The organism is Pseudocitrobacter corydidari (genome assembly GCF_021172065.1).
Lineage (GTDB): Bacteria > Pseudomonadota > Gammaproteobacteria > Enterobacterales > Enterobacteriaceae > Pseudocitrobacter > Pseudocitrobacter corydidari.
Genome location: NZ_CP087880.1, coordinates 4,327,462 through 4,340,557, shown reverse-complemented (window position 1 = coordinate 4,340,557; position 13,096 = coordinate 4,327,462). Strand labels below are relative to the sequence as shown.

The following is a 13,096-nucleotide window of genomic DNA, read 5'->3' as shown; positions in this document are numbered from 1 at the left end:
CATCTCGTCTCTATTTCCTTTTGACGGTAAATAGCGAGCGTCGGTTTTTAAGGAACAGCAATGACGAAACACGCCAGGTTTTCACTCCTGCCCATCTTCATCATGTCGGCCACTTTACTTTCTGCTTGTGATGAACAAAACACGCAGCAGGGCCATATCCCTGAGCCGCAGGTTACCGTTCATATCGTCAAAACGGCACCGCTCGCCGTAACGACAGAACTACCAGGTCGCACATCCGCATTCCGCGTCGCCCAGGTCCGTCCGCAGGTCAGCGGCATCATCCTGCAACGCCACTTCACGGAAGGCAGCGACGTCGAAGCGGGGCAATCGCTGTATCAAATTGACCCGGCAACCTATCAGGCTGATTACGACAGCGCGAAGGCCGAACTGGGGAAAAGTGAAGCCGCCGCGCAGATTGCCCACCTGACGGTGAAACGTTATATGCCGCTGGTGGGAACCAAATACATCAGCCAGCAAGAGTACGATCAGGCCATTGCCGACGCGCGTCAGGCGGATGCGGTGGTCGTTGCCGCCAAAGCATCGGTGGAGAGCGCGCGCATCAATCTGGCTTATACCAAAGTGACTTCGCCGATCGGTGGACGTATTGGCAAATCCAATGTGACGGAAGGCGCGCTGGTGACGAACGGGCAAACCACCGAGCTGGCAACCGTACAACAGTTAGACCCTATCTATGTCGACGTAACACAGTCCAGCAGCGACTTTATGCGCCTGAAACAGTCCGTCGAGCAGGGTAATCTGCAAAAAGAGAATACCGCCAGCAATGTGGAACTGCTGATGGAGAATGGCCAGCCTTATCCGCTGAAAGGCACGCTGCAGTTCTCCGATGTCACCGTCGATGAAAGCACTGGTTCTATTACTCTTCGCGCCGTCTTCCCGAACCCACAGCACACGCTGCTGCCGGGGATGTTTGTACGTGCACGCGTTGATGAAGGCACACAGCCAAATGCCATGCTGGTTCCGCAACAGGGCGTAACGCGTACGCCGCGCGGCGATGCCACCGTGATGGTGGTGAATAACGACAACACCGTTGAGACGCGCAACGTTGTCGCTGCGCAGGCTATTGGCGACCAGTGGTTGATTAGCGACGGGCTAAAAGCGGGTGAAAAGGTCATCGTTAGCGGTTTGCAGAAAGTGCATCCCGGCGCGAAGGTGACCACCGTTAGCGATGAATCGACTCCACCATCAGCGCAGTAAGGTAAGACGACGAAATGGCTAACTTTTTTATTAAGCGTCCTATTTTCGCCTGGGTGCTGGCTATCATTCTGATGATGGCTGGCGTGCTGGCGATTATGCAACTGCCGGTGGCGCAGTATCCCACCATCGCGCCACCAGCGGTTTCTATTTCCGCTAACTACCCGGGGGCCGATGCGCAAACGGTGCAGGATACAGTGACACAGGTTATCGAGCAGAACATGAACGGCATCGATAACCTGATGTATATGTCTTCCACCAGCGATTCTGCGGGGAGCGTGACAATCACCCTGACCTTCCAGTCGGGGACCGATCCGGATATCGCGCAGGTGCAGGTGCAGAACAAGCTCCAGCTCGCCACGCCGCTGCTGCCGCAGGAAGTACAGCAACAGGGGATCAGCGTTGAGAAGTCGAGTAGTAGCTTCCTCATGGTGGCCGGTTTTGTCTCCGATAACCCGGCCACTACGCAGGATGATATTTCTGACTACGTGGCCTCTAACGTTAAAGACTCCATCAGCCGCCTCAACGGCGTGGGCGATGTACAGCTGTTCGGCGCACAGTACGCCATGCGCATCTGGCTGGACGCTAACCTGCTGAATAAATATCGCCTTACGCCGGTCGATGTCATTAACCAGCTGAAAGTGCAGAATGACCAGATTGCCGCCGGACAGCTCGGCGGCACGCCTGCGATACCGGGGCAGCAACTTAACGCCTCTATTATTGCGCAAACGCGCTTGAAAGATCCGGTAGAGTTCGGGAACGTTACGCTGCGCGTAAACACGGACGGCTCCGTGGTACGCCTGAAGGATGTCGCGCGCATTGAACTTGGCGGTGAAAACTATAACGTGGTGGCCAGAATTAACGGCAACCCGGCATCAGGTCTCGGCATCAAGCTGGCGACGGGCGCCAACGCACTGGACACAGCGAAAGCCATCAAAGCGAAGCTGGCGGAGCTACAGCCTTTCTTCCCGCAAGGGATGAAAGTGGTTTACCCGTACGACACGACGCCGTTTGTGAAAATATCCATTAACGAGGTGGTGAAAACGCTCTTTGAGGCGATCGTGCTGGTGTTTCTCGTGATGTATCTGTTTTTACAGAATATCCGTGCGACGCTTATCCCGACGATCGCCGTGCCGGTCGTGCTGCTGGGGACGTTCGCCATTCTGTCGGCCTTCGGCTACTCCATTAACACCCTGACGATGTTCGGGATGGTGCTCGCCATCGGCCTGCTTGTCGATGATGCCATCGTGGTAGTGGAAAACGTCGAGCGTGTAATGGCGGAGGAGCACCTGCCACCGAAGGAAGCGACGGAAAAATCGATGTCGCAGATTCAGGGCGCGCTGGTCGGTATTGCCATGGTGCTGTCAGCCGTGTTTATCCCAATGGCTTTCTTTGGCGGGTCGACCGGGGCTATTTATCGCCAGTTCTCCATCACCATTGTGTCGGCGATGGCGCTGTCGGTGCTGGTCGCGTTAATCCTTACCCCAGCGCTGTGCGCCACCATTTTGAAACCGATGTCGCCAGAACAGCATGGTCATAAAGGCGGTTTCTTTGGCTGGTTTAACAATCTGTTCGAACGGAGCGTAGGGCATTACACCGACAGTGTGAGCCGGATTCTGGGTTCAACCGGGCGCTATCTGCTGATTTTTGTGCTGATTGTGGCCGGGATGGTGATGCTGGCGTTGCGTCTTCCCTCCTCGTTCCTCCCGGACGAAGATCAGGGCGTGTTCATGACCATCGTTCAGCTTCCCGCAGGGGCGACGCAGGAACGCACGCAGAAGGTGCTCGACCAGGTGACGCATTACTACCTGAACAACGAAAAAGCCGATGTCGAAAGCGTCTTTACCGTGAACGGATTCAGCTTCAGCGGCCAGGCGCAGAACGCCGGGATGGCGTTTGTCAGCCTGAAACCCTGGGATCAGCGTGAAGGGAAAGAATCGAAAGTTACGGCCATTTTAACCCGTGCCAATGCTGCATTTGCTCAGATTACGGATGGCTTTGTGCGCGGCTTTAACATGCCCCCTATCCTTGAGCTGGGTACAGCGACCGGTTTCGACTTCGAGTTAATAGACCAGGGCGGGTTGGGTCATCAGGCGTTAACCGCCGCGCGTAACGAACTGCTGGGCAAAGCCATGCAGCACCCTGATGTTCTGGAAGGTGTGCGACCCAACGGGCTGGAAGATACGGTGCAGTTTAAGCTCGATGTAGACCAGGAAAAGGCGCAGGCGCTGGGCGTATCGCTTTCGGACATCAACGAGACCATTTCGGCCTCACTGGGTGGCGCTTACGTTAACGATTTTATTGACCGTGGTCGCGTGAAGAAGGTTTACGTGCAGGCTGATGCAAAGTACCGCATGTTGCCGGAAGATATCAATAATCTGTACGTACGTAGCGCCAATGGCGAAATGGTGCCCTTCTCCACCTTTAGCTCAGCGCACTGGACTCACGGTTCTCCACGTCTGGAGCGTTATAACGGGCTGCCGTCGATGGAAATCCAGGGCGAATCCGCTCCGGGTAAAAGTACCGGTGAAGCGATGGCGCTGATGGAGCATTTGGCTTCGACGCTGCCAGTGGGCATTGGTTACGACTGGACGGGAATGTCCTACCAGGAACGGCTGTCAGGTAACCAGGCACCTGCCCTGATAGGCATCTCTTTCGTCATCGTCTTCCTCTGCCTGGCCGCGCTCTACGAGAGCTGGTCGATCCCGTTCTCCGTGATGCTGGTTGTACCGTTGGGGATCGTCGGCGTATTGTTGGCTGCTACGCTCTTTGGCCAGAAAAATGACGTCTACTTTATGGTTGGCCTGCTCACCACCATTGGTCTCTCGGCCAAGAACGCCATTCTGATCGTGGAGTTTGCCAAAGATCTGATGGAGAAAGAGGGCAAAGTCATCATCGAAGCAACGTTGATGTCGGTGCGGATGCGTCTGCGCCCGATCCTGATGACATCGCTCGCATTTATCCTCGGCGTATTGCCACTGGCAATCAGCAACGGCGCCGGGAGCGGCGCACAGAATGCGGTGGGTATTGGCGTGATGGGCGGGATGGTTTCCGCGACATTGTTAGCCATCTTCTTCGTGCCTGTCTTCTTTGTCGTGATCCGGCGTCGCTTCAAAGGTAAAGGCGAGTAAGGCTGAAACATAAAGGCGTCTTCGGACGCCTTTTTTTATGCAATCCGAAGACTATAATAATTAATAAGATAGTGATTCGTTCTTTCTTAAAAACAATCTATAAAATTCTTCTCTCTTCATTATGTTTACAATTCACATGAATTGACATTATTCCGCATGATGGTCTTTTTATCGCCAGTGATAAAATAGCCGCGAGTTCGTTAATAAGGGATTCAACTTATTAAACGAAGGCGTGATTATTGAGGTAACACCATGAAAAGATTAATTTCTGTCGCACTGCTTACCGCGTTGCTGGCAGGTTGTGCTCACGATTCTCCCTGCGTACCGGTCTATGATGACCAGGGACGTTTGGTTCATACCAATACCTGCATGAAAGGCACCACTCAGGATAACTGGGAGACTGCCGGCGCTGTCGCCGTAGGGACTGCCGCCGTGGCGGGCCTGACGATGGGGATCATCGCCCTGTCCAAATAATGCTTTCCGCGCGCGGCCCTGGCCGCGCGTTTGCCTTTCTGTGGTGCAATTTTTTATGCTCCCGCCGTTATATAAATAAATACATATAGAAGTTAATCACATCCTGCTGTCTTAAATATTGCCGCATTGCAATTATTCGTGTTGCTTTTCACATATTCTATTCATCCTACAGTTTGCTTATATTCACGGCCAAAACTGTTAGCGAACTGTTGCCGTTAAAAAGAAAATATTTTGCGCCAAAATGTGGCTTACGTTGTAATTTCGCACTATTTCGGGGCGCTGATTTTATTTTTTCCTGTCTACACTCAGACATATTGCGCTGTAACTACTTCGCGCAAACCTGGCACTACCTTTGCTTAGTAAAAAGTAGAGCCATCACGACAGACAGGTTCAGGCGTTTCCCAGACGTCAATTATAAAGATAATTTTCTGCCACACAGGATGCATTATGAAAAAGATAATGATAGCCAGCCTCGCCGCTGCCGGCGCGCTGTTTGCGGTTGTGAATCAGGCACATGCAGGTACCACATTTGATGCAGTTAAGAAAAAGGGGTTCGTCCAGTGTGGGATCAGTGACGGCCTTCCCGGCTTCTCTTACGCCGATGCCGATGGCAAATTTAGCGGGATCGACGTAGATGTCTGTCGCGGGGTCGCCGCAGCCGTCTTTGGTGATGCCAGCAAAGTAAAATATACCCCGCTCACCGCCAAAGAACGCTTCACTGCGCTGCAATCGGGTGAAGTGGACCTGCTCTCACGTAATACCACCTGGACCTCCTCGCGCGATGCTGGCATGGGGATGTCGTTCACCGGCGTAACCTATTACGACGGCATTGGCTTCCTGACCCATAACAAAGCCGACCTGAAAAGCGCGAAAGAGCTGGATGGCGCGACGGTTTGTATTCAGGCAGGCACCGATACCGAACTGAACGTGGCGGACTACTTCAAAGCCAACAACATGAAGTACACACCGGTGACCTTCGACCGCTCTGATGAATCGGCAAAAGCCCTGGAGTCAGGCCGCTGCGATACGCTGGCCTCTGACCAGTCGCAACTTTATGCGCTACGCATCAAGCTGGGTAACCCGGCAGAGTGGATTGTACTGCCTGAAGTTATTTCAAAAGAGCCGCTCGGGCCAGTAGTGCGCCGTGGCGATGACGAATGGTTCTCCGTCGTTCGCTGGACGCTTTTCGCCATGCTGAACGCCGAAGAGATGGGTATCAACTCGAAGAACGTCGACGAGAAAGCGGCCAGCCCTGCCACGCCGGATATGGCGCACCTGTTAGGCAAAGAGGGTGATTACGGTAAAGATCTTAAGCTCGATAATAAGTGGGCTTACAACATTGTGAAACAGGTCGGCAACTACGGTGAGATCTTCGAGCGCAATGTCGGATCGGAAAGCCCGCTGAAGATCAAACGCGGGCAAAACAACCTCTGGAACAATGGCGGGATTCAGTACGCTCCGCCAGTACGCTAAGCACGGCAGTAACGGGCGCTGCGCTGCGGCGCCCACATTTTCGTTCTGGTTCTGAGGTTTTTTATGCGCCATCGTCACCCAACCGTAAAGGGAGCTCTCTCCTTTTCTAATCCCACGGTTCGTGCCTGGCTGTTTCAAATTATCGCCGTAGTGACGCTTGTCGCTATTGCCATCTATTTGATACACAACACGATTACCAACCTGAATAACCGCGGTATCACCTCAGGCTTCGCTTTTCTCGATCGCAGCGCCGGGTTTGGTATCGTCCAACATCTCATTGATTATCAGCAGGGTGATACCTATGGCCGGGTGTTTCTGGTCGGGCTACTGAACACACTGCTGGTTTCCGCCCTCTGTATTGTTTTCGCCTCGATACTCGGTTTTTTCCTCGGGCTGGCGCGTTTGTCGGATAACTGGTTGCTGCGCAAACTCTCTACGATTTACATCGAGACGTTCCGCAATATTCCCCCACTGCTGCAAATCTTCTTCTGGTACTTTGCCGTACTGCGTAATCTGCCGGGGCCGCGTCAGGCGGTTAACGCCTTTGACCTGCTGTTTCTCAGCAATCGTGGGCTGTATATTCCTGCACCGCAGTTAGGGGAAGGGCTGCTGGCGTTTCTGGCGGCCATTATTGTCGCTATCGCCGTCTCCATCGGGCTGTATCGCTATAACACATTACGTCAGATCAAAACGGGGCAACTCCGCCGTACCTGGCCTGCTTCGCTGGCGCTCATTATTGGCTTACCGCTTCTGGCTCACGCGCTGTTTGGCGCGGCATTGCACTGGGATGTGCCGGAACTGCGTGGGTTTAACTTCCGCGGTGGCATGGCGCTTATCCCCGAGCTGGCAGCGCTCACCCTGGCGCTCTCTGTGTATACGTCGGCGTTTATCGCGGAAATTATTCGTGCGGGTATTCAGGCGGTGCCTTATGGTCAGCACGAAGCGGCGCGTTCACTGGGGCTGCCTAATCCGGTCACGCTACGCCAGGTGATCATCCCGCAGGCGCTGCGAGTCATCATTCCGCCGCTCACCAGCCAGTATCTGAATATTGTTAAGAACTCCTCTTTAGCGGCAGCGATTGGTTATCCCGATATGGTGTCTCTGTTTGCCGGAACGGTACTCAACCAGACCGGACAAGCGATTGAAACCATCGCCATTACTATGTCGGTTTACCTGATTATCAGCCTGACGATCTCCCTGCTGATGAACCTCTATAACCGCCGCATCGCCCTGGTCGAGCGTTAAGGAGCCATGATGACAAAAGCACTGTTATCGCATCCGGTCCCGCCCACGCCAGCTTCATCCTGGCGACCGCTGGTCTGGATGCGCAAAAACCTGTTCTCCAGCTGGCTGAATAGCCTGCTTACGCTGTTCTGTCTGTGGCTGATGTGGCAGTTAATTCCGCCGCTGCTGAACTGGGCATTTTTGCAGGCCAACTGGGTTGGCACGACACGCGCCGATTGTACGAAAGCCGGGGCGTGCTGGGTCTTTATCCACCAACGTTTTGGCCAGTTTATGTATGGCCTCTATCCGCACGATCAGCGCTGGCGAATTAATCTGGCGCTGCTGATTGGCCTGTTCTCCATTGCGCTGATGTTCTGGCGCAATCTGCCACAGCGCGGGCGCTACATTGCTGGCTGGGCGGTTATCTACCCGCTGGTTGTTTGGGGACTACTGTACGGCGGAATTTTCGGCCTGGATCGCGTCGAGACGCGCCAGTGGGGCGGGTTGACGCTGACGCTGATTATCGCCTCTGTTGGCATCGCGGGGGCACTGCCGCTCGGGATCCTCCTTGCGTTAGGCCGACGCTCGACGATGCCGGTGGTGCGTATTCTGTCGGTAATTTTTATCGAGTTCTGGCGCGGAGTGCCGCTTATTACGGTTCTGTTTATGTCTTCGGTCATGCTGCCGCTCTTTATGGCGGAAGGCACCAGTATCGATAAGCTGATTCGCGCATTGGTCGGTGTGATCCTGTTCCAGTCAGCCTACGTTGCGGAAGTGGTACGCGGCGGGCTTCAGGCGCTGCCAAAGGGGCAATATGAAGCGGCGGAGTCGCTGGCGCTGGGCTACTGGAGGATGCAGGGACTGGTCATTCTTCCACAGGCGCTGAAACTGGTGATTCCGGGCCTGGTGAACACCATCATTGCGTTGTTTAAGGATACCAGCCTGGTGATCATCATCGGTCTGTTTGATCTCTTCAGCAGCGTACAGCAAGCGACCGTCGATCCCGCCTGGCTGGGAATGTCGACCGAAGGATATGTCTTCGCTGCACTGATCTACTGGATCTTCTGTTTTAGCATGTCGCGCTATAGCCAGTACCTGGAAAAGCGCTTCCACACCGGGCGTACACCGCACTGAGGAATTTATGAGCCAAATTTTGATGCAACCCGCCGACGCGATGATTACGCTGGAAAATGTGAATAAATGGTACGGGCAATTTCATGTTTTAAAAGACATTAATCTGAAAGTGAGGCCGGGTGAACGCATTGTATTATGCGGGCCTTCGGGCTCCGGGAAATCAACGACCATTCGCTGCATCAACCACCTGGAGGAGCATCAGCAGGGGCGAATTATTGTCGATGGGATCGAGCTAAACGACGATCTGCGCAATATCGAGAAAGTACGTCAGGAAGTAGGCATGGTGTTCCAGCACTTTAACTTATTCCCGCATCTGACCGTTCTGCAAAACTGTACGCTGGCACCCATTTGGGTGCATAAAATGCCAAAGAAAGAGGCTGAAGCGCTGGCAATGCATTATCTGGAACGGGTGAGAATTGCCGAGCACGCGCATAAGTTCCCCGGGCAGATATCCGGCGGGCAGCAGCAGCGCGTCGCGATTGCCCGTTCTCTGTGCATGAAGCCCAAGATTATGCTGTTTGATGAACCGACATCGGCGCTCGATCCGGAGATGGTTAAAGAGGTGCTGGATACGATGATTGGACTGGCGCAGTCGGGTATGACGATGCTGTGTGTCACGCATGAGATGGGTTTCGCACGTACCGTCGCTGATCGGGTGATATTTATGGATCGCGGAGAGATTGTTGAGCAGGCAGCGCCGGATGAGTTTTTTGCACATCCGAAATCCGAGCGTACACGCGCATTTTTATCGCAGGTAATCCATTAATTGCTATCCCGTTTTTTTTCGCTCCAACGCAAAAAGGCCATCCTTATTTGATGCCTGGCAGTGTTGCCCGGTGGCGCTTGCGCTTACCGGGCCTACAATGTGCACCATACCTGTAGGCCGGATAAGGCGAAGCCGCCATCCGGCGTTGTTTTTCGCTCCAACGCAAAAAGGCCATCCTTTCGGATGGCCTTCTGCTTATTTGATGTCTGGCAGTTCCCTACTCTCGCATGGGGAGACCCCACACTACCATCGGCGCTACGGCGTTTCACTTCTGAGTTCGGCATGGGGTCAGGTGGGACCACCGCGCTACTGCCGCCAGACAAATTCTTTTCTAATCTGCCGAACTTTAACCGAAAAAGTGGTGCTGATACCCAGAGTCGAACTGGGGACCTCACCCTTACCAAGGGTGCGCTCTACCAACTGAGCCATATCAGCACGCTAAATTTGATGCCTGGCAGTTCCCTACTCTCGCATGGGGAGACCCCACACTACCATCGGCGCTACGGCGTTTCACTTCTGAGTTCGGCATGGGGTCAGGTGGGACCACCGCGCTAGTGCCGCCAGGCAAATTCTGTTGTATTAACCCGCTTATCGCCGGTCAATTTAATCTGTCATCAAGCTTACTTATCGATGTCTCTTCGCCAAAACATCTTCGGCGTTGTAAGGTTAAGCCTCACGGTTCATTAGTACTGGTTAGCTCAATGCATCGCTGCACTTACACACCCAGCCTATCAACGTCGTCGTCTTCAACGTTCCTTCAGGACTCTTAAAGAGTCAGGGAGAACTCATCTCGGGGCAAGTTTCGTGCTTAGATGCTTTCAGCACTTATCTCTTCCGCATGTAGCTACCGGGCAATGCCATTGGCATGACAACCCGAACACCAGTGATGCGTCCACTCCGGTCCTCTCGTACTAGGAGCAGCCCCCCTCAATTCTCCAGCGCCCACGGCAGATAGGGACCGAACTGTCTCACGACGTTCTAAACCCAGCTCGCGTACCACTTTAAATGGCGAACAGCCATACCCTTGGGACCTACTTCAGCCCCAGGATGTGATGAGCCGACATCGAGGTGCCAAACACCGCCGTCGATATGAACTCTTGGGCGGTATCAGCCTGTTATCCCCGGAGTACCTTTTATCCGTTGAGCGATGGCCCTTCCATTCAGAACCACCGGATCACTATGACCTGCTTTCGCACCTGCTCGCGCCGTCACGCTCGCAGTCAAGCTAGCTTATGCCATTGCACTAACCTCCTGATGTCCGACCAGGATTAGCTAACCTTCGTGCTCCTCCGTTACTCTTTGGGAGGAGACCGCCCCAGTCAAACTACCCACCAGACACTGTCCGCAACCCGGATCACGGGTCTACGTTAGAACATCAAACATTAAAGGGTGGTATTTCAAGGTTGGCTCCATGCAGACTGGCGTCCACACTTCAAAGCCTCCCACCTATCCTACACATCAAGGCTCAATGTTCAGTGTCAAGCTATAGTAAAGGTTCACGGGGTCTTTCCGTCTTGCCGCGGGTACACTGCATCTTCACAGCGAGTTCAATTTCACTGAGTCTCGGGTGGAGACAGCCTGGCCATCATTACGCCATTCGTGCAGGTCGGAACTTACCCGACAAGGAATTTCGCTACCTTAGGACCGTTATAGTTACGGCCGCCGTTTACCGGGGCTTCGATCAAGAGCTTCGCGTTGCCGCTAACCCCATCAATTAACCTTCCGGCACCGGGCAGGCGTCACACCGTATACGTCCACTTTCGTGTTTGCACAGTGCTGTGTTTTTAATAAACAGTTGCAGCCAGCTGGTATCTTCGACTGATTTCAGCTCCATGAGTAAATCACTTCACCTACATATCAGCGTGCCTTCTCCCGAAGTTACGGCACCATTTTGCCTAGTTCCTTCACCCGAGTTCTCTCAAGCGCCTTGGTATTCTCTACCTGACCACCTGTGTCGGTTTGGGGTACGATTCAATGTTACCTATAGCTTAGAGGCTTTTCCTGGAAGCAGGGCATTTGTTACTTCAGCACCGTAGTGCCTCGTCATCACGTCTCAGTGTTAACAGAAGTCCGGATTTACCTAAACTTCCCACCTACACGCTTAAACCGGGACAACCGTCGCCCGGCCAACATAGCCTTCTCCGTCCCCCCTTCGCAGTAACACCAAGTACAGGAATATTAACCTGTTTCCCATCGACTACGCCTTTCGGCCTCGCCTTAGGGGTCGACTCACCCTGCCCCGATTAACGTTGGACAGGAACCCTTGGTCTTCCGGCGAGCGGGCTTTTCACCCGCTTTATCGTTACTTATGTCAGCATTCGCACTTCTGATACCTCCAGCATGCCTCACGACACACCTTCGACGGCTTACAGAACGCTCCCCTACCCAACAACACATAGTGTCGCTGCCGCAGCTTCGGTGCACAGTTTAGCCCCGTTACATCTTCCGCGCAGGCCGACTCGACCAGTGAGCTATTACGCTTTCTTTAAATGATGGCTGCTTCTAAGCCAACATCCTGGCTGTCTGAGCCTTCCCACATCGTTTCCCACTTAACTGTGACTTTGGGACCTTAGCTGGCGGTCTGGGTTGTTTCCCTCTTCACGACGGACGTTAGCACCCGCCGTGTGTCTCCCGTGATAACATTCTTCGGTATTCGTAGTTTGCATCGGGTTGGTAAGTCGGGATGACCCCCTAGCCGAAACAGTGCTCTACCCCCGAAGATGAATTCACGAGGCGCTACCTAAATAGCTTTCGGGGAGAACCAGCTATCTCCCGGTTTGATTGGCCTTTCACCCCCAGCCACAAGTCATCCGCTAATTTTTCAACATTAGTCGGTTCGGTCCTCCAGTTAGTGTTACCCAACCTTCAACCTGCCCATGGCTAGATCACCGGGTTTCGGGTCTATACCCTGCAACTTAACGCCCAGTTAAGACTCGGTTTCCCTTCGGCTCCCCTATTCGGTTAACCTTGCTACAGAATATAAGTCGCTGACCCATTATACAAAAGGTACGCAGTCACCTAACAAGTAGGCTCCCACTGCTTGTACGTACACGGTTTCAGGTTCTTTTTCACTCCCCTCGCCGGGGTTCTTTTCGCCTTTCCCTCACGGTACTGGTTCACTATCGGTCAGTCAGGAGTATTTAGCCTTGGAGGATGGTCCCCCCATATTCAGACAGGATACCACGTGTCCCGCCCTACTCTTCGAGTTCACAACATATGCATTTTGGTGTACGGGACTTTCACCCTGTATCGTGCGACTTTCCAGACGCTTCCACTAACACACATGCTGATTCAGACTCTGGGCTGCTCCCCGTTCGCTCGCCGCTACTGGGGGAATCTCGGTTGATTTCTTTTCCTCGGGGTACTTAGATGTTTCAGTTCCCCCGGTTCGCTTCATTACGCTATGTATTCACGTAATGATAGTGTGACGAATCACACTGGGTTTCCCCATTCGGAAATCGCCGGTTATAACGGTTCATATCACCTTACCGACGCTTATCGCAGATTAGCACGTCCTTCATCGCCTCTGACTGCCAGGGCATCCACCGTGTACGCTTAGTCGCTTAACCTCACAACCCGAAGATGTTTCGTAAAACACCATCGTGTTGCGAAAATTTGAGAGACTCGAACACACTTAAATAGTGTGTCGTTTCAATTTTCAGCTTGATCCAGATTTTTAAAG

7 protein-coding genes, 1 tRNA gene and 3 rRNA genes are annotated in these 13,096 nt (G+C 53.5%); 7 read left to right on the top strand and 4 right to left on the bottom strand.

The genetic code is table 11. The features are described 5' to 3' along the window. Positions 1 to 60 precede the first annotated feature (60 nt). The 7 genes from G163CM_RS20225 (at position 61) to G163CM_RS20195 (ending at position 9,414) form a co-directional block, all read left to right on the top strand. Positions 61 to 1,215, top strand: coding sequence for an efflux RND transporter periplasmic adaptor subunit (locus G163CM_RS20225; protein WP_231826074.1), 1,155 nt, complete (start codon positions 61 to 63; stop codon positions 1,213 to 1,215). A gap of 14 nt (positions 1,216 to 1,229) precedes the next feature. Then, the gene (locus G163CM_RS20220) at positions 1,230 to 4,343 is read left to right on the top strand and encodes an efflux RND transporter permease subunit (protein ID WP_231826073.1); all 3,114 of its coding nucleotides are present in this window, start codon (positions 1,230 to 1,232) and stop codon (positions 4,341 to 4,343) included. Between the two features lie 252 nt (positions 4,344 to 4,595). Further along, entirely contained in the window at positions 4,596 to 4,817 is a 222-nt protein-coding gene (locus G163CM_RS20215; RefSeq protein ID WP_015962767.1) for a lipoprotein, read from the top strand. 447 nt (positions 4,818 to 5,264) lie between these two features. Further along, positions 5,265 to 6,290 (top strand): amino acid ABC transporter substrate-binding protein, encoded by a 1,026-nt coding sequence (locus tag G163CM_RS20210; protein ID WP_015962766.1) that lies wholly within the window; start codon positions 5,265 to 5,267, stop codon positions 6,288 to 6,290. Positions 6,291 to 6,353: 63 nt separating this feature from the next. Continuing rightward, a complete protein-coding gene (locus G163CM_RS20205; RefSeq protein WP_231826072.1) occupies positions 6,354 to 7,535 on the top strand; it encodes an amino acid ABC transporter permease in 1,182 nt (393 codons plus the stop codon). A 9-nt stretch (positions 7,536 to 7,544) separates the two neighbouring features. After that, entirely contained in the window at positions 7,545 to 8,648 is a 1,104-nt protein-coding gene (locus G163CM_RS20200; RefSeq protein ID WP_231826071.1) for an amino acid ABC transporter permease, read from the top strand. 7 nt (positions 8,649 to 8,655) lie between these two features. Beyond that, positions 8,656 to 9,414 (top strand): amino acid ABC transporter ATP-binding protein, encoded by a 759-nt coding sequence (locus tag G163CM_RS20195; protein WP_015962763.1) that lies wholly within the window; start codon positions 8,656 to 8,658, stop codon positions 9,412 to 9,414. A gap of 204 nt (positions 9,415 to 9,618) precedes the next feature. Here the strand turns inward: G163CM_RS20195 and rrf (G163CM_RS20190) are convergent. From rrf (G163CM_RS20190) to G163CM_RS20175, 4 genes are all read right to left on the bottom strand, one after another. Then, a 5S ribosomal RNA gene (gene rrf, locus G163CM_RS20190) occupies positions 9,619 to 9,734 on the bottom strand. A gap of 39 nt (positions 9,735 to 9,773) precedes the next feature. Continuing rightward, positions 9,774 to 9,849: transfer RNA gene (locus G163CM_RS20185), tRNA-Thr, on the bottom strand. 14 nt (positions 9,850 to 9,863) lie between these two features. Further along, a 5S ribosomal RNA gene (gene rrf / locus G163CM_RS20180) occupies positions 9,864 to 9,979 on the bottom strand. Between the two features lie 97 nt (positions 9,980 to 10,076). Then, positions 10,077 to 12,983, bottom strand: a 23S ribosomal RNA gene (locus G163CM_RS20175). Positions 12,984 to 13,096: the final 113 nt, after the last annotated feature.